Source organism: Campylobacter fetus subsp. fetus, from assembly GCF_900475935.1.
GTDB lineage: Bacteria > Campylobacterota > Campylobacteria > Campylobacterales > Campylobacteraceae > Campylobacter > Campylobacter fetus.
The window spans coordinates 165,917-187,134 of the sequence record NZ_LS483431.1; the positions used below are offsets into that span (position 1 = coordinate 165,917).

At 33.9% G+C, this 21,218-nt stretch carries 20 protein-coding genes and 3 pseudogenes; 9 read left to right on the forward strand and 14 right to left on the reverse strand.

Translation table 11 applies throughout. The annotated features are described in order from the left end of the window. From pstB to DQN38_RS00935, 3 genes and pseudogenes are all read left to right on the forward strand, one after another. The gene (gene pstB, locus DQN38_RS00925; protein ID WP_002848198.1) at positions 1 to 762 is read left to right on the forward strand and encodes a phosphate ABC transporter ATP-binding protein PstB; all 762 of its coding nucleotides are present in this window, start codon (positions 1 to 3) and stop codon (positions 760 to 762) included. Positions 763 to 880: 118 nt separating this feature from the next. Further along, positions 881 to 2,173, forward strand: coding sequence for an MFS transporter (locus tag DQN38_RS00930; protein WP_002848200.1), 1,293 nt, complete (start codon positions 881 to 883; stop codon positions 2,171 to 2,173). A gap of 241 nt (positions 2,174 to 2,414) precedes the next feature. Next, positions 2,415 to 4,050, forward strand: a pseudogene (locus DQN38_RS00935) (methyl-accepting chemotaxis protein). 27 nt (positions 4,051 to 4,077) lie between these two features. Here the strand turns inward: DQN38_RS00935 and yedE are convergent. From yedE to DQN38_RS00980, 10 genes and pseudogenes are all read right to left on the reverse strand, one after another. Continuing rightward, a complete protein-coding gene (yedE, locus tag DQN38_RS00940; protein ID WP_011731728.1) occupies positions 4,078 to 5,136 on the reverse strand; it encodes a YedE family putative selenium transporter in 1,059 nt (352 codons plus the stop codon). A gap of 148 nt (positions 5,137 to 5,284) precedes the next feature. Beyond that, positions 5,285 to 5,701 (reverse strand): GNAT family N-acetyltransferase, encoded by a 417-nt coding sequence (locus DQN38_RS00945; RefSeq protein ID WP_002848204.1) that lies wholly within the window; start codon positions 5,699 to 5,701, stop codon positions 5,285 to 5,287. After that, positions 5,698 to 6,690 (reverse strand): DUF2156 domain-containing protein, encoded by a 993-nt coding sequence (locus DQN38_RS00950; RefSeq protein ID WP_011731729.1) that lies wholly within the window; start codon positions 6,688 to 6,690, stop codon positions 5,698 to 5,700. The genes DQN38_RS00945 and DQN38_RS00950 overlap by 4 nt, the downstream gene beginning before the upstream one ends. A gap of 70 nt (positions 6,691 to 6,760) precedes the next feature. After that, complete coding sequence (locus tag DQN38_RS00955) at positions 6,761 to 7,954, reverse strand: molybdopterin molybdotransferase MoeA (protein ID WP_111738136.1); 1,194 nt, start codon at positions 7,952 to 7,954, stop codon at positions 6,761 to 6,763. Positions 7,955 to 8,089: 135 nt separating this feature from the next. Next, positions 8,090 to 8,491 (reverse strand): annotated as a pseudogene (locus tag DQN38_RS09220) (methyl-accepting chemotaxis protein); the annotation flags it as partial. Positions 8,492 to 9,265: 774 nt separating this feature from the next. After that, positions 9,266 to 10,063: pseudogene (locus DQN38_RS09225) on the reverse strand (PDC sensor domain-containing protein); the annotation flags it as partial. 371 nt (positions 10,064 to 10,434) lie between these two features. Beyond that, the gene (locus DQN38_RS00965) at positions 10,435 to 10,914 is read right to left on the reverse strand and encodes a hypothetical protein (RefSeq protein WP_065843949.1); all 480 of its coding nucleotides are present in this window, start codon (positions 10,912 to 10,914) and stop codon (positions 10,435 to 10,437) included. A 14-nt stretch (positions 10,915 to 10,928) separates the two neighbouring features. After that, complete coding sequence (locus DQN38_RS00970) at positions 10,929 to 11,375, reverse strand: molybdopterin synthase catalytic subunit (RefSeq protein WP_065843948.1); 447 nt, start codon at positions 11,373 to 11,375, stop codon at positions 10,929 to 10,931. A 1-nt stretch (position 11,376) separates the two neighbouring features. Then, positions 11,377 to 11,598 (reverse strand): MoaD/ThiS family protein, encoded by a 222-nt coding sequence (locus tag DQN38_RS00975; RefSeq protein ID WP_002848211.1) that lies wholly within the window; start codon positions 11,596 to 11,598, stop codon positions 11,377 to 11,379. A gap of 37 nt (positions 11,599 to 11,635) precedes the next feature. Further along, a complete protein-coding gene (locus DQN38_RS00980; protein ID WP_065843947.1) occupies positions 11,636 to 12,949 on the reverse strand; it encodes an NFACT RNA binding domain-containing protein in 1,314 nt (437 codons plus the stop codon). Positions 12,950 to 13,005: 56 nt separating this feature from the next. On the opposite strand from DQN38_RS00980, the gene leuC reads away from it, so the two are divergent. Genes leuC through DQN38_RS00995 form a run of 3 tightly spaced genes read left to right on the forward strand, consistent with a single transcriptional unit; the run spans position 13,006 to position 15,844 of the window. Then, the gene (gene leuC / locus DQN38_RS00985) at positions 13,006 to 14,271 is read left to right on the forward strand and encodes a 3-isopropylmalate dehydratase large subunit (protein WP_002848215.1); all 1,266 of its coding nucleotides are present in this window, start codon (positions 13,006 to 13,008) and stop codon (positions 14,269 to 14,271) included. 11 nt (positions 14,272 to 14,282) lie between these two features. Further along, a complete protein-coding gene (locus DQN38_RS00990) occupies positions 14,283 to 14,825 on the forward strand; it encodes an NTP transferase domain-containing protein (protein WP_065843946.1) in 543 nt (180 codons plus the stop codon). Further along, a complete protein-coding gene (locus tag DQN38_RS00995) occupies positions 14,822 to 15,844 on the forward strand; it encodes a phospholipase A (protein WP_038452703.1) in 1,023 nt (340 codons plus the stop codon). Before DQN38_RS00990 ends, DQN38_RS00995 begins: the two co-directional genes overlap by 4 nt. 40 nt (positions 15,845 to 15,884) lie before the next feature. Here DQN38_RS00995 and DQN38_RS01000 read toward each other — a convergent pair whose 3' ends face one another. The 4 genes from DQN38_RS01000 to recA are packed head-to-tail and all read right to left on the reverse strand — an operon-like array spanning position 15,885 to position 19,177. Next, positions 15,885 to 16,598, reverse strand: a complete 714-nt coding sequence (locus DQN38_RS01000; RefSeq protein ID WP_002848219.1) for an AMIN domain-containing protein — start codon at positions 16,596 to 16,598, stop codon at positions 15,885 to 15,887. Positions 16,599 to 16,614: 16 nt separating this feature from the next. Beyond that, positions 16,615 to 16,893, reverse strand: coding sequence for a hypothetical protein (locus DQN38_RS01005; RefSeq protein WP_002848222.1), 279 nt, complete (start codon positions 16,891 to 16,893; stop codon positions 16,615 to 16,617). After that, complete coding sequence (gene eno, locus DQN38_RS01010; RefSeq protein ID WP_065843945.1) at positions 16,890 to 18,140, reverse strand: phosphopyruvate hydratase; 1,251 nt, start codon at positions 18,138 to 18,140, stop codon at positions 16,890 to 16,892. Before eno ends, DQN38_RS01005 begins: the two co-directional genes overlap by 4 nt. Then, positions 18,140 to 19,177: a recombinase RecA gene (gene recA, locus DQN38_RS01015; RefSeq protein ID WP_002848230.1), complete on the reverse strand. Its 1,038-nt coding sequence runs from the start codon at positions 19,175 to 19,177 to the stop codon at positions 18,140 to 18,142. Before recA ends, eno begins: the two co-directional genes overlap by 1 nt. Positions 19,178 to 19,277: 100 nt before the next feature. Between recA and DQN38_RS01020 the strand changes: the two genes are divergently transcribed. The 3 genes from DQN38_RS01020 to DQN38_RS01030 are packed head-to-tail and all read left to right on the forward strand — an operon-like array spanning position 19,278 to position 21,168. Then, the gene (locus DQN38_RS01020) at positions 19,278 to 20,144 is read left to right on the forward strand and encodes a menaquinone biosynthesis family protein (protein WP_002848231.1); all 867 of its coding nucleotides are present in this window, start codon (positions 19,278 to 19,280) and stop codon (positions 20,142 to 20,144) included. Continuing rightward, positions 20,144 to 20,410 (forward strand): flagellar biosynthesis protein FliQ, encoded by a 267-nt coding sequence (gene fliQ / locus DQN38_RS01025; RefSeq protein WP_002848233.1) that lies wholly within the window; start codon positions 20,144 to 20,146, stop codon positions 20,408 to 20,410. Before DQN38_RS01020 ends, fliQ begins: the two co-directional genes overlap by 1 nt. Beyond that, positions 20,407 to 21,168: a UDP-N-acetylmuramate dehydrogenase gene (locus tag DQN38_RS01030; RefSeq protein ID WP_002848234.1), complete on the forward strand. Its 762-nt coding sequence runs from the start codon at positions 20,407 to 20,409 to the stop codon at positions 21,166 to 21,168. Before fliQ ends, DQN38_RS01030 begins: the two co-directional genes overlap by 4 nt. Positions 21,169 to 21,218 lie beyond the last annotated feature (50 nt).

The window sequence follows — 21,218 nt, forward strand, 5'->3', positions numbered from 1 at the left end:
GTGTCTTTAAATTTAAGTATAAATAATTTTTCATTTTGGTACTCCGGATCATCTAGCCCTAGTTTAAATAAGATAAATTTACCCATAAAAGAGGGAAAAGTAACCGCTTTGATAGGTCCTAGTGGCTGTGGTAAATCTACTCTTTTGCGTTCTATAAACCGTATTCACGATCTATATCCAGGAAATAGATATGAAGGCGAGATAATATTTAATGGTAAAAATATCTTACGTCCAAAAACAGATCTCATAAATTTAAGAACAAAAATTGGTATGATATTTCAGCAGCCAACAGCATTTCCTATGAGCATAAAAGATAATGTCGAGTACGGACTCAAGCTTCAAGGTATAAAAGATAAAAAAACTCTCTCAAAGATAGTTGAAAAGTCTTTAAAAGGAGCAAATATATGGGATGAGGTTAAAAATAGACTAAATGAAGACGCCGGCTCACTTAGCGGCGGTCAGCGACAAAGACTTTGCATAGCCAGAGCAATTGCGGTCAATCCTGAAATTTTGCTATTTGACGAGCCAACAAGTGCGCTTGATCCGATATCGACTATAGCCATAGAAGAACTTATTAATAGCTTAAAAGAGCAATACACGGTAGTAATCGTAACTCATAATATGGCTCAAGCTACTAGAGTTAGCGATTTTACTGCATTTATGTATCTTGGAAATTTAATAGAATACGGCAAAACTAAACAGATTTTTGAAGAGCCTAGAGAAAAACTTTTAAAAGAGTATGTTAGCGGTAAGTTCGGGTGATAATAAATTTGATAAATAGCCATTAAAGTTAGCAGATAAAAATTGCCCTATTTAATTTGCAAACAAAGAAAATTATGTTAAAATCACTATTTTAATGCAAATTAATGCAAGGAAAGATATGATTAAAACAGTTTTACCGCTTAGTTTTATTGTTGCTTCAAGGTTTTTTGGACTTTTTGTGGTTTTGCCCGTTCTTAGTCTGTATGCGCTTAATTTAAAGGGCGCAAATGAGCTTTTAGTCGGGCTTTTAGTCGGAGGTTACGCTCTTACTCAGATGGCTTTGCAAGTTCCTTTTGGTAGTCTTAGCGATAAGTTTGGACGTAAAAATACAATGACTTTTGGCTTAATCGTATTTATAATAGGCTCTTTGATATGCGCGCAAGCTACTGATATCTATACTATGTTAATCGGGCGTTTAGTTCAAGGAAGCGGAGCTGTCGGAGCCGTGGCTACTGCCATGATAAGCGATTTTACTACCGAAGAAAAACGTGGTCATGCGATGGCTATAATGGGCGGCATGATCGGTGTAGCGTTTGCTATTTCTATGGTTGTTAGTCCGATTTTAAGTTCTAAGTTCGGGCTTGCTAGTCTATTTTATCTCTCTGCGGCTCTTACTTTTGCCTGTATTGTTTTGCTTTATACTGTAGTGCCAAAAGAGAGTAAAATACATCATCATGATGCTAAAGCTCCTTTTTTAAATTTAATCACTCAAAAAAATCTTTTTATTATGAATATTACGAATTTGATGCAAAAAATGTTGATGAGCGCAGCATTCGTAGCCATACCTATAGTTCTAGTAAATCATTTAGGATATGATAGCAGTAGGCTTTGGATAGTCTATCTAGCAGCTATGGTTTTTGGATTTATATCGATGGGATTAGCAGGATTTTTAGGAGACGCCAAAGGTCATAGCAAAAAGCTGCTTTTAATAGGCGTTGTTCTATTTATCATCTCTTATTTGGATTTTGCTTTTAGTGAAAATAGCCTTGCTTTTATAATCGGAGTAACTCTTTTTTTTATAGGATTTAATCTGCATGAGCCTATAATGCAAAGTTGCGCTAGCAAATTTGCATTAGCCAGCCAAAAAGGTGCGGCTCTTGGAGTTTTTAATGCGTTTGGTTACGCCGGAAGTTTTCTTGGAGGAGCTGTCGGCGGATATTTTTTACATAAATTTAATATAACATATCTTGCTATATTCTACTCTATTTTATCTGTTTTTTGGCTTGTCTTACTATTTATGCTCAGCGATCCTAAGCTGTTTAAAAATTTATACTTAAAAGATGCTGATCTTAGCAAACTTGATTTTGTTGATGGCATAGTAGAGAGATATAAAAATCAAAAAGGCTACGTTGTAAAATACAATTCTTCTATAATCAATGAAAAGCAGCTAAGAGATATTTTAAATAAATAAGTATATTTTTAAATTGAAAGTATTTCCACATGCAATTTGGTAATTTTATCAAGCATTGGAATTACTTTATAATGACAATATTTAGCAAAAATCATATTATTTTTTAATAAAAAGATACTATTATATCGATCTTTTAATATTCTAATATTGTATGATTTTATAATTATTATTGTATTAATAATAAATTTAACGTAAATTTGTAAAATCATTCATCAAAATAAAATTCAAGGAGACCTCATCTATGAAGTCGATAAATACCAAAGTTATAGCGATTATAGCTATTTTAATGGCGATGCTTATTGCCCTATTTGTCACTGTAGAAATTTTTATTTCTAAAGTCAATTTATCTTTCAAAGAAATTAATAGTATATCAGATAGACAAGAGCTGCTATATAAAAATATTATTAATGGCGAAAGAGCCGGTTTGACCGTAAGGCAACTGTATATAGATATAAATGATAAAGATGCTTTAGATATTTTAGAAGCTACAATGAAAGATTTTGAAGTTGTTAGAAATAAGTATAGAGAGCTGTCTGGAGGCCCCGCAAACGCTGCTAATCAATCAGATAAGTTATTGTTTATACAAAACGATATATTACAAGGAGCCAAAAAAGGCGAAAAAGTCACAATCACGGATTTAGAAGATCTAACCCCTACATGGAGATCATATAGATCTGTTTTAGAAAAACGACTTGAAAAACTCGGCGAAGAAAATTTAAAAGCTAATAATAACTTTGCTAGTGATATAAGCGTACTTACTATAGGATTTACCGTATTTATCATCACTATCATCATACTTTCAAGTTTGATACTATTAATTAGCAAATCATATCTTCTAAAAGCTATTAAATCTATAGAAAGTGGTCTCAAAGACTTCTTTGACTTCTTAAACCATAAAAATGATAATCCTAAAGCTATAAGCTTAAAATCAAATGATGAGTTTGGAGTTATGGCTAGTCTTATTAATTCTAATATAAGCTCTATAAAAGAGTCTTTAGATAAAGATGCTAAAGCAGTAGAAGAAGCATTAGTTAGAGCTAGTGAAGTTGAAAAAGGAAATCTAGGAGCTAGAATAATGCATGAACCGGACTCTCCTGGGCTTAAAAAGTTAAAAGACGTATTAAATAGTATGCTAAATACTCTTCAAGGCAAGATAGGATCTGATATAAATGTTATTCAAAAAACATTTGATGATTTTAAAAATCTTGATTTTACCTCTAATATACCTAATGCCAAAGGAGAGGTTGAAAAGGTTACTAATCTTTTAGGTAATGAGATAACTAAGATGCTAAAAGATAATTTAAATCAAGCTAACAATCTTAAAGAAAAAGCAAATAGCTTAAAAGAGTACGTAACTACGTTAAACGATAGTGCAAGAAGCCAAGCTAACTCAACTTCAAGAAAGCGCAGCAGCCGTTGAAGAGATGAGTAGTTCTATGAGCTCTATCAATGAAAGAGCGGGAGAAGTTATAAAACAGTCTGAGGATATTAAGAATATAATTACTATTATACGCGATATAGCAGATCAAACAAACTTACTAGCATTAAATGCTGCTATAGAAGCAGCCAGAGCCGGAGATCACGGTAGAGGATTTGCTGTTGTTGCAGATGAAGTAAGACAGCTAGCTGAGAGAACTCAAAAGTCTTTAGGAGAGATTGAAGCCAATGTTAATATACTAAGCCAAAGCATAAATGAAATGAGCCAAAGTATAAGCGAACAAACCGAAGCAATTAACCAGATAAATGAAGCTGTTGCTAACGTAGATGAACAGACTAAACAAAACCTTGCTATAGCTAGCAATACGGACAGAGTTACTATAGAAGTAGAAACTATAGCTAATGAAGTGGTTAGTGAGGTTAAGAGGAAGAAGTTTTAAGCAATAAGTGCCTTTTTGGCACTTATTTTATATTGTCGATTTTTTGTTAAACAATCCAAGATAAATGGCAAATATAAATCCAAGTCCGACCGCGTATGGTGCGTAAGCAGTTATTCCGGCTCCTGAGCTTGCAAGTAAAAAGTTATGAGCAAATCCGGCTCCGGCCATCATTCCTATGACAAATATAGCAGATCCTAAATTTCCAGTCCCCATTTGCACAAGATGTTTTCCTGGACAACCTTCGCTAAGACTAAAGCAAAGCCCCGCTAAAACCATGCCTAAAAAGTTCCATATAAAGTCATTGTGAGCTATGGGTTGAGCTTCAAAACCAAATTTATACTGACCCAAAGCTAAATTTGTTATGCTTGCAAAAACGATGATAGATATCACGCCCCAAAACATAGAAAAATCGCCTCTAAAAGCTTTTGAAAATGCGCCTACTGAGCAAAACTTACTTTTGTGCATAAATACACCAACTAAAACTCCAGCTATCAAAGAGACCGCTATAGCAGCATGCTCACTAGCAGGACCTTTTATAGACGTAAAAAGTGCACCGTTTCCGGCTTTTAGTCCAAAAACTAGAGCCAAAAGTAAAATAACGCTAAAAATTACAGGTAAAATACCTAAATTTTTACTAACGGCTACGCTTTTTTCTGTTTTGTAACCTTTGCTTTTAAAAAACATTCCGACCCCGACCCCGACTCCTAGTCCTAAAAATCCCGCTATCGCAGTCATATCTCCGCCACCAAGACGTAAAAATGCGCGCCAAGGACAACCCAAAAATACGAGCGCTCCTATCATCGCGAAAACGCCTAAAAAGAAATTTGAAAATGCCGCGGGACTGCTTTTTGGTGCAAATTCTTTCGTCCAAAATAAACTTGCTAAAAAGCCGCCTATGATAAGCCCCAAGATCTCCGGTCTTAGATATTGCAACGCTTCTACTTTATGAAATCCTAAAGCCCCCGCGCTATCTCTAAGAAAGCAAGCTGCGCAAATTCCCATATTGCCCGGATTGCCGGCTTGCACTAAAAGTGCCGCTAAAACACCCAAAACTCCACCTGAAACGATAAACCATTTTGTATTCATAAGAATTCCTTGTATTTGTATAAGTCAAACTGACTTTGTAGATATTATAACAAATTTTTAATGTTTTTGTAATATTAATTTAAGAGTTTTCATAATAGCCGAAGTATCTATTTGAACTGGCTTTTATTTGAAATTAACTTAAAAGATATTAAGTTCTAACCATCTCTATCGCATCCATTCCGTCATCATAATATGCGCGGATGAGCTTTTTATTCTTAAATTCAAATTTTTCATAAAGCTTTATCGCACCTATATTATCTTTTCTAACTTCTAATCTTAGATTTTTAAATTTAGAACATATGTCTCCTAATAATGCAGCTCCAACGCCTTTTCCTCTTGCTTGCAAAGAGACTCCGAGAGAATAAATTCTAGGTATTTTAAAGCTTGTTAAAACTAAAATATAACCTAAAATTTCACCTTCATCGACGTATTTTAATATCAAATTTCTTTTTATATGGTATCTAAAACTTGCTTTTGAAATAGGAAAATTCAGCTTATCAAAAATACTTGTTTCTAAATTTGCAAGCTCATTTATATCTTTATTGTTTGCTGGTTGAATAGTCATTGTTTTTGATATATAGAGTATTTGATTTCAAGGTGGTTTGGTCTGTAGCTCATCTTAACTTTCTTTAAATTTTCAAATCCCATATCGTCGCCGACATTTATAAAGTCGCAATTATATATGTTTTTTAGTACTTTGCTAAACTCTCTAAATATAAATTGCGCTGAACCAAGAGTAGCAAAATCTGTTTTTTCTATGATCACGCTAGCCACTCCATCATTTATTTTTTCACCTACGCTAAAACCTTTTATTTCATCGTCTATGAACAAAACTATACCGATTAATTCAAGTTTTTCATAGTGGTCCAACATTCTTTTTATAGCAGCTTTTTCTTGATAAATTCCTTCTAAAAAATCATCCATTTTTTCAGCCGGCATATATTTTATTCGCTCAGCCGCCCATTTGTTTGCTAAATCTATTATTATCTCTCTGTGGGCTTTTGGATCTAATGTTTCGATTTTGAAATTTGGATATGTGTTTTTAAATTTATTAATTTCTGTGCGTTTTGTATGGTATGAATTGCCTTTAAGTTCTATCAAATCATCGCTTTTGTAAATATAATCCACAAGTTGTTTTTCAAAAATGTACTCCTCAAAAGCATCAAATATACTAGCTCCGTTTTCTATTTGAGCGGCAAATTTTTCCAAAATAGATCCAGCAACATAATCTATTCTTGCGTAATGAGTTTTGGTATTATTTTCATTCATCGCATTAAAGCATTTTTCTATTGCTTTTTTCAGATTGCAAAGTTTACCAAGAGGCGGTAAAAGCATACTTAACTCGCTTCCTGCCATACTAAATAGACAAAATGAATCTTCTATGATCGCATAAAATCCGCTTGCATTTTCAAGCCATATGTAATTTGCGGCAAACGTGTAGTCGCTGATATCTACTTCAAGTTCATTTCCAAGCTCGCTCAAATAATGTTCCATAAGCGGTTTTGTAGTTATGGCAAACTTATGAAACTCTACGCCATCTATGATAAATTGCATTTATTATGCCTTTATTTAATTTGGCTGGAATTATACTGCTAAAATCGTAAATGTAATCCAAATTTAAAAATTAAAGCATAATAATATACTCGACTACTTCACCTTTTTCTAGTTTGTCTCTCTCTAAAGGACAATTTAGCAATACGGCTTTGTTATTTAAGTTTGAAACAATTGCCGAAGAACCTGATTTTTTCGTTGAAGTTGATATTTTTATAATACCGTTTTCATTTTCTATGCTAGCAGCACTAAACTCTTCAAAATCCGATTTTTTAACGTATTGTTCATCTAAAATCGCTTTAAATCTATAGTTTTCTTGCAAACATAAAATTTTATTTATAAACTCTCTAAAATAAAGAGCGCACGTCACCATAGCAGAATACGGAAATCCAGGAAGAGCAAATATATATTTTTCACTTAGTTTTGCTACTTTTACGTGGCGTCCGGGCTTTATGGCAGCTTTATTTACCACGAGTTCAAAATCTCCCATAATATCTCTTATAAAATCAAAATCCCCAACGCTTACTCCGCCCGTAGTAATCAAAAAATCGCAGCTTTTAAGTGCACTTTTTATCGTTTGTTTTATTAAATTTGAATCATCTTTTATAACAGGTAAAGTTACTACTTCGCAGTTCATCAGCCAAAGCATATTTGCTATAGCAATATGATTTGAACTATGAATTTGAGCTTTGTTTGTAGGAATTTCACCTATATCCACTATCTCGCTTCCGGTGCTTAAAACGGCTACTTTCGGACGAACAAAAACATTTACGTAGCTAATGCCGAGTTCGGCTAAAAGTCCTAATTCAGAGTAACTAAGTTTTGTCCCTTTTTTTATGAGAATATCACCCTTTTTGTAGCTTTCACCGATTTTTCTTACAGCAAACCCTTTTTTTACCTGTGTATTTATATCTATGTAGTCTTTGTTCGCAGTTACGTTTTCTATCGGAATTAACGTATCGGCGCCGTTGCATATAATAGCTCCCGTAAAGGTTTTGATGCATTCTCCGCTTTTTATGCTTATATCTTCACCTTTAACTCCGGCAGGCAAACAACCTATAATTTTTAATTTTTTTAGGTTCATATCGCTAAATTTAACGGCGTATCCGTCCATCGCCGAAGTCTCAAACTCAGGATAGTCGCTTTTAGCTGCTATATCATGACATACGACTCTTCCAAGAGATGCGCTAAGAGCTATTCTTTCTACTCTATCCCAAGTAGGAGCCGAGCTCAAAAGATCTTTTAAACTATCATTATAACTTTTCATTTATGAGCCTTGAATTTTCTAAATTTAAAATGATTGTAGCATAAATTTACAAATAAGCTATTTGGGTCGTTTTGTGTTTCGGATATAATGATAATATATTTATAAGTGCCTTTAAGGCACTTATAAAACGGGTGTTTAGAAGTTTTTCTTTTTAACTTCATCTACGATGATATTTGCTATACTCTCCACCTCATTAGTTATCTTATTACTATTTTGAGCTATAGTGACATTTTGTTTAGTCTGCTCATCTACTGTAGCAACAGCTTCATTTATCTGGTTAATTGCTTCAGTTTGCTCATTTATGCTTTGACTCATCTCATTGATTCCTTGAGATAATATGTTTACGTTTGCTTCAATTTCTGCTAGAGATTTTCCGGTTCTTTCAGCTAGTTGTCTTACTTCATCTGCAACAACAGCAAATCCTCTACCGTGCTCTCCGGCTCTGGCTGCTTCTATAGCTGCATTTAATGCTAGTAAGTTTGTTTGATCTGCTATATCTCTGATTATTGTTATAATACTTTTTATATCTTCTGATTGTTTTATAACATCTCCTGCTCTTTCATTGATAGAACTCATAGAACTACTCATCTCTTCAACGGCTGCTGCACTTTCTTGAAGTGAGTTAGCTTGAGAGCTTGCGCTTTCATTTAGATTTTCTACGTATCCTTTTAGGCTATTTGCTTTTTCTTTAAGATTATTAGCTTGAGCTAGATTATCTTTTAACATCTTAGCTATCTCATCTCCTAAAAGATTTGTTACTCTTTCGACTTCACCTTTAGCGTTTGGAATTCTTGATGTAAAATCTAACTCTTTGAAACTATCAAATGTTTGTTGAATAACATTTATATCGCTTCCTATTTTTCTTTCTAACGTATCTAACATCTTATTTAATACTTGTCTTAACTTCTCAAGTCCAGGTGAAGATGGTATAGTATTTATCCTAGCTTTTAAATTTCCATTCTCAACTTCATTTGCTTTTTCTAAAGACTCTTTTACTGCTTTATTGTCTTGTTCCATAGAATCTTTTATATTAGATGTATTATCGTTTATAAGTTTAGCCATAACTCCAAACTCATCATTAGATTTTAAGCTTATAGCTTTAGGATTATCATTTTTATGGTTTAAGAAGTCAAAGAAGTCTTTGAGACCGTTTTCTATAGATTGTGTCGGTTGTAATAGTCTTTTTGCCAAAATCCAAACCGCAAATGCTGCAATAATAATAAATATAAACGAAATCAAAAGTTGTTTGTATAATATAGCATCTACTTTGCTTTGGAAGTATTTAGCATCTACGTTGCTGCAAATAATCCATCCATCAAATTTAGTAGTTGCGCATTGTCCTATTTTCAAAGATCCGTCTTCGTGAGTATATGTAAGTCTGCCGTATTTATCAAAATTTTTATTTTGGTAATTTTTGAGAATTTCTTTTGTAGCACTAAGCGTTTTACCTATATAATCGATTGTCGGATGCATGATAATCTTGGCGTCTTTATCCATAAGAAGCACATAGGCTCCCTCGGCGTTTCCTAGCTCTGCAAATTTTTTATTTACTTCATTTAATGCTACTTGTCCGCTTATAACGCCGATAAGTTCGCTATTTTTATATATCGGTTTTGAGATAGATATGGTAAATTGTCCTGTTGTTTTACTGATAAACGGCTCTGTGATGACAACTCTATTTTCTTTTACCGCATTTATATACCATGGGCGATTTCTAGGATCATACATACCATTTTCAGTAGAAGGTAATCCACTATCGCCGTTTGAGCGTATCATCATACCGTCTTTTTGATAACCTACATAAAGAAGTTCAAAATTTGAAGTTTTGTCAATAATTTTTAATATATCTTCTATTTCTTGTTGACTATAGTCGTTTTTAGAGATATAGTCATTTAGATTATTTATCGTATTGATATCGCTTCCAAAACGACTGTCCATTAGATTTTCAGATGCTTGAATCACTTTTTGCCTCTCGCTAACTAGAAGTTTTGTTGAGTTGTCTTTTGAGTCTGAGTAGTTAATAAACGCTAAAACTAAAAGTAAAATGATAAAAAGTATGGATACTCCAAATGAGACTTTTCCCGCTATGCTTTTGCTGCCAAATAACATATTCTTCCTTTATTAATTTATTTTTCATTGTATTATAATATTTTTTAAAAAAAGCAAGCTTAAATATTTAATTTGTATATTAATAATTTAGATAAAAATTTTAAATAAGATTAAACAACTGTATTAGGCACTTTCATAGATTAAATTTAATTTATATTTTAAATTTATTATATTATATAATTTAACTTGCTGTGCTAAATCTAAATAAATATAAAACAATATGATGATGGATTGTAACTTAAAAATATTAAATTTATAGAGACTTTATTCAAAAATTTATAAATTTAGTTTTGACCTTGTTGTATGTGGTTTTAAAAAATGCATTATATTATGGACGAATTTTTTGAATTTGCCCATAAATAAACATTTAATTATTTAACTAAATTCACGCCATCAAGCTCTAAATTTTCATAGTAAAATGAGAAGTAAATGTTGGATGATAAAGGTGAGGTCGTGTTATTTTCATAATCTTCATAGTTTGAGTAAGCCGCTGAAAAATCATAAGCTTTGATATCTTTTATCTTATAAGTGCTGCTTATTCCATTGACTTCTGTTTTAATGACAAGATCCACTTTATCGTTTTTTGATATGAGTTTTAACAGCTCTTTTGCGTTGCTTTCTTGAGAATTTACTGAAAACGATAGACTTTTAGTGTATTTTGAGAGTATGCCATCGGAGTTTGAGTCGGGAATAGCCGGATTTCCTACGAAATTATAATTTATATTTATACCAGAAAGCTCTAAGCTAAGACTGCTATTTTTACCTATAAACGTCGCTGTAACACTATTTTTCGCGTATGCAAAACTTGTTAAGCCTACTAAAATCATACAAATCAAAAATATATTTTTCATCTTTTCTCCTTAAATCAGCTTAAAATCCCTGCTCCGGCTAGTTTTTGACTCCTATCTTTCGCATAGATTCTTTGCTTATTTTTTAAATCATATTTCCATATCGGAGCGTTTGCCTTGAAGTCTTCTACAAACTCATTTATAATAGTTAACGCCGCTTTTCTTTTGGGGCTTAACACTCCTGCTATGAAGCTCGAAGTATGGTTTGGAACATCACCTTTTGAGTGCGCCATAAAGATGGTAGTGTTTTTTTCTTTCGCCTTCTTTTGCCACGCATCGAACCATTTTTTGAGCAGCGGTTCATAGATATCAAAACTAAGACCGTCTATGCCGTCTTCATCGCGCACGACGCCTACAAAAGTTATGATCGCACCGTAATTTAAATTTTTACTGTTATCATACCAGCGGTTTGTTATTTCAGTGACGTTTAAGCTACCGCTAAAAAGTTCTATGTCAGAGTTCATTTTAACCTCCGCAAACAGGCGGTAAAATGCAGATTTTATCTCCGCTTTTTAGTTTGGTATCAAGACTTGTAACTATCTCGTCATTTAATGCAACGGCGCTTAAATTTAACCACTCTTTTAAACTTTCATCTTGATTCAGAATAGTTTTTAATTCGCCAAGACTAGCTGCTTTTATCTCTAAAGATTCTTTGTTTATAGGTCCTAGAAATTCTACTTTTACCACTGTTTCTCCTTAAAAGATATAATCATATCCTATAATATTAAATTTGTATTCCTATAGTTTTGTAATTTACGTAATTTACAAACGCTCCGTTTACGACTTTTACGTTTTGCTTTTTTGTGTAGTCTATCAAGTAATTTCCGCTTTGTGTCGTGCTAAAACTAACGCAGAGTTTGGCTGCGAAATTTATGATATCCTCGCTTAATGTCCGTTTATTTGTTTTTACGACGACGTGAGTGCTGGGTCTGTCTTTCAGATGAAACCAAAAGTCATCTTTTTTTGCATTTTTAAGCAAAAATTCATTACCTTTTTCGCTTTTTCCTACGCTTATTTTAAATTCTCCTACATAAAAATTCTCTATCAAATCGCTAAGCTTAGCATTTGATTTTGTTTGCGATTTTTTAGGTGACAAAATACTGATTTCACTGGTACTTTTACTTAGTGAGATGATATTTTTTAGCTTATTTAGAAACTCTATTTTCTCTTTTAAATTTAGAACTTGCAAGCTTATATTGGCAGCTTTTTGCTTTAGTTTTTTACTCTCTTTAAACATCTCATTGGCACTATTTTTAGGGCTATTTTCGAGTTTTAAATTTATAATTGCACCATTTTCATCAGCAAGTTTTAGCTCTCTTTCATAGTCGTTTAAAAGATACAGATTTGCAATGATAAGATTTGCGTTTTTATTTAGCTTATGACTTTGAGTTTCTAGCTCTTCTTTACTGGGGAGTTCACTTAAATTTGCATTTAAATTCGTAATTTTTTTATCTAAATTTAAAAGTTTTACCTGTTTTATCTCATCTAATTTTTTGGTTTTTAGACGTAAAAATTCCATTTTAAAGTATTCATCAAAATCAGTGATCTGCTCACACTCACTTTCTTTTATATCAAACGGCTCAAGTATGGTTAATTTTTTGCCAACTTTTATAGTTCTTTTTTCGTTTTCCATATGTCTTAAGGCTTCTAAGATGATATCATTTTCATCAGTTAAAATGATATTCGTAAATCGCCCCGTAAACTCGAGATATAAAATCGAACTAATAGCCTTATATGAGCCGTTTAGCGTGGTTTTAATTTTTAATATTCTATTATTCTTTAGAGCTTCTACGAAGTCTATTTTTGATGAGTTTAGACGCTTTTTGAGCGTGATATCAAAAGGCGCTTTATACTCTTTTACGGCGATTTTTTCATCTGTTTTGTATATACTTGAGTTGCTTTTATTTAAATCAAAGACAAGAGGATAATTTCCATCAAATACTATTTCCAAAGCGCAATCATCAACTCTTTTTATGTTAGTTATTTTTTTAAATTTAGATAAAAACTCAGGTATTTGTGTTAAAACTTTATATTTCATAAGCCTGATTATACCAAAAATTTGCTACAATAACCCAAATTTAGCTAAGGAAAATCATGAAGCAGACAATTACTGAAAAAATTTTTAGCGAACACGTCCAGCACGCGGTTTATGCAGGACAAATAGTAGAAACTAAGATTGATATGGTTATAGGAAATGATATCACGACTCCGATTTCTATCAGGGCTTTCAAAGAGAGCGGAGCAAAAAAACTAGCAAATCCGGACGGCTTTGCCATAGTAATGGATCATTATATCCCGGCTAAAGATATAGCAAGCGCAAATCAAGCTAAAATCAGCCGTGATTTTGCTTACGAGCATGATCTAAAGAACTTTTTTGATGAAAAAGATATGGGTATCGAACACGCTTTGATGCCAGAAAAAGGTCTTGTAGTGCCTGGGGACGTTATTATAGGAGCCGACTCTCATACCTGTACGCACGGCGCTCTTGGAGCGTTTAGCACGGGAATGGGAAGTACGGACCTTGCTTACGCTATGATAACTGGTAAAAACTGGTTCAAAGTGCCTGCAACTATAAAAGTAGAGTTTGTAGGAAAACCCGCTAAGCATATTTATGGTAAGGATTTGATACTTGAAGTCATACGTCAAATCGGTGTTGATGGTGCTTTGTACAAAGCTTTAGAGTTTTGTGGAGATGCTATGAAATATCTTGATATGGATAGCCGTTTTAGCTTGTGCAATATGGCTATAGAAGCAGGCGGAAAAAGCGGTATAATAGCAGTAGATGACATAACAAAAGAGTTTTTAGAAAGTAAAAATTTACGCTCAAAGCCAAAGTTTCACTACAGTGACGAGGGCGCGAACTATGAGCAGGTTTTACGCATAGACGTAAGCAAACTTGATCCTGTTATCGCGTATCCGTTTTTACCGAGCAATGGAAAAAGCATAAACGAGGCTTTGAAAGACGATCTAAAAATAGATCAAGTGTTCATAGGAAGTTGTACGAACGGGCGTCTTAGCGATCTTAGGATAGCAGCACGTATTTTAAAAGGAAAAAGAGTGGCTAAGCATACCAGGCTCATCATCACTCCGGCTACGCAAAAAATCGCACTTGCCGCGCAAAAAGAAGGACTTATGGATATATTTGTAGAAGCAGGAGCCGTGGTCAGCAACCCTACATGCGGAGCTTGTCTTGGCGGATATATGGGAATTTTAGGAGCAGGCGAGAGATGCGTAAGCACTACAAATAGAAACTTTGTAGGCAGAATGGGCGATAGAACTAGTGAAGTATATCTTGCAAACTCCGCAGTCGCGGCGGCTTCCGCGATAGCCGGTAAGATAGCAGATCCAAGAGTGCTATAAGAAAGTTAAGCTTGAAAAATGCACTGATTTTAGCTGGAGGAAAAAGCAGCAGAATGGGAAGCGATAAAACACTTCTTGCTTATAAAGATTATCCTAGCATTACGCACTTTTTATTTGAGCGTTTGAGCAAGATCTTCAAAGATGTTAAAATCAGCGCAAAAAATGATAAATTTGAGCCTAAACTTCCTATTTTGGTTGATGATTTTGATGATTTTTCTGCTCTAAAAGTCATAGCAAATTTAGATAAAAACTATAACGAGCCGGTTTTCATCATAGCAGCAGATACGCCATTTGTAAAGTTTGAAACTATAAAAGAGCTGTATTTAAATTTAAAAAATAACGATATATCGCTTCCAAAAGGCGGTGAGTTTGTGCATGGACTTTGTGGATTTTATAATCCTAAAGTGAGCCTAGCAGCGCAGTCTTTGTTGAAAAACGGTATGCAAAAAATCGCACTTTTAAGGGATCTTTGTCCTACTGTTATCACCGAATTTAAAGATAAAAAGCAGTTTTTAAATTTAAACACTCAAGCCGAGTATGAGTTGATAAAATGAGAAAATTGCTAACTATTTTGGCTAGCTTTTTAAGTTTGAATGCAAACAATGCAAATGAACTATATAAAAAAGCAATTGAATTTGAGAGTAAAGGAGATAGTAAAAATGCTCTTATTTACTATAAAATGGCTGCTCAAAAAGCTTTAGAAAATGAGCAAACTAGAACCGACCATATTTCAAATTTAGATAAAAATCAAAATTTACAAAAAGATAGTACGCATAGCATTTGGCAGCAAACTACTCAGACGACAAACTTAAAATATAGTCAAAATAACCGTATAATTAAAGCTGAAAATAATAAAGAAAACAATTATAATATTTTCCATTTAGAACCTTATAAGGTAAATTATCTTCTTCCTATTACGTATTCTAGTATATCAAATTCAGATAGAAAACATACCGAAACAAAGTTCCAGCTTAGTCTCAAAAAGGCGATGTTTGATAATTTATTTGGGCTTGATGAGACTTTTTATCTTGGATATACTCAGATATCTTGGTGGCAGATAGCAAAAGAGTCTTCTCCGTTTAGAGAGAGTAATTATCAGCCGGAGATCTTTGTAGATTTTCCTTTTAAATTTGATAATTTTGAGACTTTGAAATCTGCCCAAATAGGCATATTACACGATTCAAACGGTAAAAGCGGTAAAGATTCTAGATCTTGGAATAGAGTCTATTTAAGATCGGTTTTTGAGTACGGAAATTTTAGTTTAGCTCCTAGAGTTTGGTATAGGATTAAAGACAATAAAGACGATAATCCAGATATCACCAATTACAAAGGCAATGCAGATATAGAGATATCTTATAATTTAAATAATATGAGATTTATAGCTACTATAGCAAATAACTTGCATTTTGATAAGACAAATAAAGGTTCTTTTCAGTTTGACTTTTTATTTCCTATATTTAATAGTGGATTTTATGGATATTTACAGTATTTTAACGGATATGCGCAAAGTCTCATAGACTATGATAAGCATGAGAGCCGAGTTGGCGCCGGATTTGTATTTTTTATCAGATAGCTGCTTTTAGCTATCTGATTTTATAGCAAAATACGTTTTATTATCTTAGTATAAGAGTATATCCGCCGTCGCTTTGTCTGATACCGTAGTGGTAATTTCCATCTAGTGAGATAACTACTCTATAATATCCGTCATGCGCGCCAAACGTAAGTTTTTTAACAGCGCCTTTGTCGACTTTTATAGTTTTTGTGTTAAAGTCCGCATTTTTTCTTTTAAAGTCGATTACAATTTTATCTGGTTTGCTTATCACAAAATCTCTGATTTTAGGATCGGCGGTAAATATATTTATCTTCATAGCATAAATATCAAATTTAATCATATCATTAAAACTCAAGCTTTTTAAAGGAGGCTCTATTTTCGGAACTAAATTTGAGATTTTAGTAGATGGTTTATCATTTTGGTTGCTATTATTATCCGCTTTTACCGTAGTTACGGATACGTCTAGGATTTTTGAAGCGGTTTTATTCGGCGTTATTTGATTTTTGAGTACAAACTCATCGTGCCAGTCAAAGCTACCATTTATATCAACTACTTTTTGTTTTATGCTCCCATCAATACTTTTATAATAAAAAACTATAGACGTAAGTTCTCTTGCATCGCTCGGAAATTTAATTATCTGGGTTTCAAAAGGCGGAGCGCTATCTTTCATATTTGTAGAGATCAAGTCGGTACTGTTTATATCTGTAGGAACAAACGGATTTTCACGTCCATTCAAGAACGATATAAAAACTAGTAAGATTAAAATTTGTTTCATCATTATACTCGCGTGTTTATTTATAGCTATCAGGATCTAATCCTATAAGCTCGAAATACTCTTTTTGCAAAGCTGAGTTTGCTTCTTGGAGTTTTTGTACGTCACTTTGCAAGCTTGCTTTTTGATTGTAAAGATCTAGCATAACATCTAAAGATCGCTTACCAAATAACGCATTTCCAACATAAACTCCAGCCATCACTACAAAAGAGATGGCTATAAAATATACAAAAAAATTTTTAAAAGAGTTAACTCTATGACTTTTTGGCGATTTATACTCTTCTAAAATTTCACTCAAATTTTATCCCCTAAAAACTCACTCGTTTCAAGCTCTATCTCAAGAAGGCGATTATATTTTGCGTTTCTCTCGCTTCTGCTCGTGGCGCCGGTTTTTATCTCACCCGTGTTTAACGCAACGGCAAAATCAGCTATAAAACTATCTTCACTTTCACCGCTTCTATGACTCATAACGCAGCGATAACCGTTTCTTTGAGCTAGACGAACTGTTTGCATAGTTTGACTTACCGAGCCGATTTGGTTTGGTTTTATAAGAATAGCGTTTGCTATACCTTTTTCTATACCTTCTTTTAGGATTTTTTCATTTGTTACAAATAGATCATCCCCTACTAGCTGTATTTTATCGCCTAGTTTTTCACTCAGAATTTTCCAACCATCCCAGTCGTCTTCACTAAGTCCGTCCTCAATGGAGAATATAGGGTATTTATCGCAAAGCTTCACATATCTATTAACCAACTCTTCACTTGTTAGCTTTTTACCTTCAATTTGATAAGTTTTACCATCATAAAGTTCACTTGAAGCAACATCAAGTGCTAGTTTTATCTGTTCGCCTGGTTTGTAGCCCGCTTTTTTTATAGCTTCCATAATAATTTTTATAGGCTCTTCGTTGTCTTTTAAATTTGGCGCAAATCCACCTTCGTCACCTACTGCAGTGCTGTGTCCAAGATCGTTTAATATCTTTTTTAATGTTTGATATACTTCGGTTGCAGCTCTTAGAGCGTCACTAAATTTAGAAAATCCAAAGGGCATTATCATAAATTCTTGAAAATCAACGCTATTATTTGCGTGAGCGCCACCGTTTATAATATTAAACATAGGCACGGGTAGCGTGCAGGCATTTGCTCCTCCAAGGTAGCGATATAACGGAATGTTTAAGCTATTTGCAGCAGCTCTTGCTACTGCCATAGATACTCCAAGAACCGCGTTTGCGCCGATACGCGAGTAGTTATCTGTTCCATCAAGCGCCAACATAGCGTCGTCGATAGCCTTTTGATTATAGGCGTCTTTTCCACATATCTCTTCAGCTATCATAGAATTTACATTTTTAATAGCTTTTAAAACACCTTTGCCTCCAAATGCTTCTCCGCCATCTCTAAGTTCTAAAGCTTCGCGTTTTCCAGTACTCGCGCCGCTTGGTACTATAGCTTCTCCTATACTTCCGTCGCATAGCTCTACTTTGGTTTTTATAGTTGGATTTCCACGACTATCTAAAACTTCTATAGCACTAATCTTTTTTACGATAACCATTACTCGTCTCCTTCCATTTCTTCTTCATCTACTGCACCGCTCATTATGCTATCACCCATATTTGCACGGATTTTTTCTGTTATTTCATCTGCTATTGCTTTATTTTCTTTTAAAAACGCTTTTGAGTTTTCTCTGCCTTGACCTAATTTTGAATTATCATAGCTAAACCAAGCGCCGCTTTTATCGATAATATCAAGTTTTACGCCGTAATCTATTATCTCTCCTTCTTTGCTGATACCTTCTCCAAACATGATATCAAATTCGGCTTGTCTAAAAGGAGGAGCGACTTTGTTTTTTACTACTTTTACTTTTACGCGGTTTCCGATTGGCTCATCGCTCTGTTTTAAAGTAGCTATTTTACGTACGTCAAGTCTAACTGAAGCGTAAAATTTAAGCGCATTTCCGCCAGTAGTAGTTTCAGGAGTGCCATAGCCCATAGCGCCGATTTTCATACGAATTTGGTTTATAAATACAACTGTAGTTCCCATTTTATGGACAACTCCGGTTAATTTTCTAAGTGCTTGACTCATGAGTCTTGCTTGCAGCCCTACGTGCTGATCTCCCATATCGCCTTCTATTTCGCTTTTTGGTGTTAGAGCTGCTACGCTATCTATTACTATAAGATCAACGGCGCCGCTTCTAGCTAGAGTTTCTACTATATCAAGAGCTTGCTCTCCGAAGTCCGGTTGAGAAATATATAAGTTATCCGTATCAACGCCTAAATTTTTAGCATATTTAACATCAAGTGCATGCTCTGCATCTACAAACGCGCAAACTCCGCCGACTTTTTGAGATTCTGCTATTAAATGCAAAGTAAGAGTTGTTTTACCAGAGCTTTCTGGCCCATAAATTTCGACTATTCTTCCTTTTGGTACGCCGCCTATACCAAGAGCTATATCAAGTCCTATAGATCCTGAGGAGATAGAATCTATCGGCTCTATTTCCTTGTCTCCTAGCCTTAAAACAGTGCCTTTGCCAAAAGCTTTATCAATCTGCTTTAAAGCAAGGTCTAGGCTTTTTTTCTTATTATCATCCATGATTTTCCTCTTAAAAATTTAAGTTATTTTACCCTAAAGTATTAAAAATTAAGCTAAATTTGAATACACTGCTAACAAAAAGTCAAAAAAGGTAAAAAATTTGAAAAATGTAAGCGTAGCTCACTCTCCAGATGCCGATGATATTTTTATGTATGAAGCTATTAAATTCGGCTGGATTGATAGTAATATTTTGCAATTTTCAAATACCCCAGCCGATATACAAACGCTAAATTACGAAGCCATAAAAGGGACTTATGACGTGACTGCTATAAGTTTTGGTTTGTATCCGTTTATATATGAAGATTACGCTCTTTTACGTACTGCAGTGAGTTTTGGAGAGGGATATGGACCAAAATTAATTAAGAAAAAAGGCGTTACTTTAAAACCAAATTTCAAAGTCGCGCTTAGCGGTGAGCATACTACAAATGCGCTAATTTTTAAGATAGCTTATCCAAATGCTAGAGTTGTTTATAAAAACTTTTTAGATATAGAAAATGCGGTTTTAAGCGGTGAAGTCGATGCCGGAGTTCTTATACACGAAAGTATTTTGGATTTTAGTAGTGAGCTGTGCGTGGAGCGTGAAATTTGGGATATTTGGTGTGAGCTTAGAGGAGATGATTCATTGCCACTTCCTCTTGGGGGAATGGCACTTAGAAGGAGTTTGCCTATAACCGACGCTATAGAGTGTGAAAGAGTTCTTACAAATGCAGTTGAGGTTGCGAACAATAATAAAAAACTACTTTGTAAAATGCTTCTTGAGCGAAATTTGGTAAGAGTAGATGATAAAAAACTTGAAATATATCTGAATTTATACGCAAACGATAATTCGATAAGTATGAGTAAAATACAGATAAAAGCAGTCGATAGGCTTTTCGAGCTAGGTTATAAACATGGATTTTATGGAAATTTAATAACTTCTAGCCCTAATCTCATACCGACTGAATATTTAGAAAGTAGAAACGCTTAATGCAAGGTGATCTTATAGGACTTGGAGTAGAAACGTTTAAACTAGCTTTGCTTATAAGTTTGCCGATGCTGCTTGCTGGGCTTATCGCAGGACTTATAATAAGCATTTTTCAAGCTACTACTCAAATAAACGAGATGACTCTTAGCTTCGTACCAAAAATCATTTTAGTTGTCGTTATAATCATATTTTTAATGCCGTGGATGATGAATCAGATGATAGAATTTACTGCTAGAATACTAAATATGATACCGACTTTTATCCAATGAAAATAGATTTTTCAAAGCTTAGTTCAGTGAAAATCGGCGGTATTTTCGATGTGGAGATAATAGACAAAATACGTGATTTTGATGGAGTTTTGATAGGCGGAGCAAATAATATATTAATCTCGCCCAATCCTCCAAAAATGGGAATTTTAAGTTCTAAATTTGATTATATTAAATTTGAAAACGGTATTTTAAAAGTAGGTGGGAAAACCAAAACCTCCACTCTTTTTAAATTTGTTCAAGAGCATAGGCTCGGCGGATTTGAGTTTATAAAAAAAATTCCTGGAACAATGGGCGGCTTGATTACTATGAATGCCGGTCTGAAAGAGTATGAAATATCACAAAATTTAAAAAATGTAACTACGAATTTCGGTCAAATTTTAAAAAACGATTGCGATTTTAGCTACCGACACTCATCTATCAAAGGTGTTATTTACGAAGCTAGTTTTGAGATTGTGCGTGAGTTTAGCGATGAGCTGAGTTTGTTTTTGAACGCAAAAAGAACAAACCAGCCAAAAGGCGCTAGTTTTGGCTCTTGTTTTACAAATCCAAAAGGGAAATACGCCGGAGCTTTACTTGAAAGTGTTGGATTAAAAGGTTTTAGGATAGGCGGATGCGGATTTAGCGAGATTCATGCAAATTTTTTGATAAATTACGGCAGAGGAAGTTTTGAAGATGCCGTGAGTCTTATAAATTTAGCTAAAAAACGGGTTTTAGATGAGTTTGGAATAGAGTTAAAAAGCGAAGTTGTTATATTGTAGTCGATGTTTTTGTTTTAAAATTTAATAAAACCTCTGCTAAATAAAAAATA

What these genes read in the sequence shown, in the direction of transcription:
- DQN38_RS00930 (WP_002848200.1), top strand. Translation starts at nt 881, where the DNA reads ATGATTAAAACAGTTTTACCGCTTAGTTTTATTGTTGCTTCAAGGTTT.
- yedE (WP_011731728.1), bottom strand. Translation starts at nt 5,136, where the DNA reads ATGAATACAAAATGGTTTATCGTTTCAGGTGGAGTTTTGGGTGTTTTA.
- DQN38_RS00945 (WP_002848204.1), bottom strand. Translation starts at nt 5,701, where the DNA reads ATGACTATTCAACCAGCAAACAATAAAGATATAAATGAGCTTGCAAAT.
- DQN38_RS00950 (WP_011731729.1), bottom strand. Translation starts at nt 6,690, where the DNA reads ATGCAATTTATCATAGATGGCGTAGAGTTTCATAAGTTTGCCATAACT.
- DQN38_RS00955 (WP_111738136.1), bottom strand. Translation starts at nt 7,954, where the DNA reads ATGAAAAGTTATAATGATAGTTTAAAAGATCTTTTGAGCTCGGCTCCT.
- DQN38_RS00965 (WP_065843949.1), bottom strand. Translation starts at nt 10,914, where the DNA reads ATGAAAAATATATTTTTGATTTGTATGATTTTAGTAGGCTTAACAAGT.
- DQN38_RS00970 (WP_065843948.1), bottom strand. Translation starts at nt 11,375, where the DNA reads ATGAACTCTGACATAGAACTTTTTAGCGGTAGCTTAAACGTCACTGAA.
- DQN38_RS00980 (WP_065843947.1), bottom strand. Translation starts at nt 12,949, where the DNA reads ATGAAATATAAAGTTTTAACACAAATACCTGAGTTTTTATCTAAATTT.
- leuC (WP_002848215.1), top strand. Translation starts at nt 13,006, where the DNA reads ATGAAGCAGACAATTACTGAAAAAATTTTTAGCGAACACGTCCAGCAC.
- DQN38_RS00995 (WP_038452703.1), top strand. Translation starts at nt 14,822, where the DNA reads ATGAGAAAATTGCTAACTATTTTGGCTAGCTTTTTAAGTTTGAATGCA.
- DQN38_RS01000 (WP_002848219.1), bottom strand. Translation starts at nt 16,598, where the DNA reads ATGAAACAAATTTTAATCTTACTAGTTTTTATATCGTTCTTGAATGGA.
- eno (WP_065843945.1), bottom strand. Translation starts at nt 18,140, where the DNA reads ATGGTTATCGTAAAAAAGATTAGTGCTATAGAAGTTTTAGATAGTCGT.
- recA (WP_002848230.1), bottom strand. Translation starts at nt 19,177, where the DNA reads ATGGATGATAATAAGAAAAAAAGCCTAGACCTTGCTTTAAAGCAGATT.
- fliQ (WP_002848233.1), top strand. Translation starts at nt 20,144, where the DNA reads ATGCAAGGTGATCTTATAGGACTTGGAGTAGAAACGTTTAAACTAGCT.
- DQN38_RS01030 (WP_002848234.1), top strand. Translation starts at nt 20,407, where the DNA reads ATGAAAATAGATTTTTCAAAGCTTAGTTCAGTGAAAATCGGCGGTATT.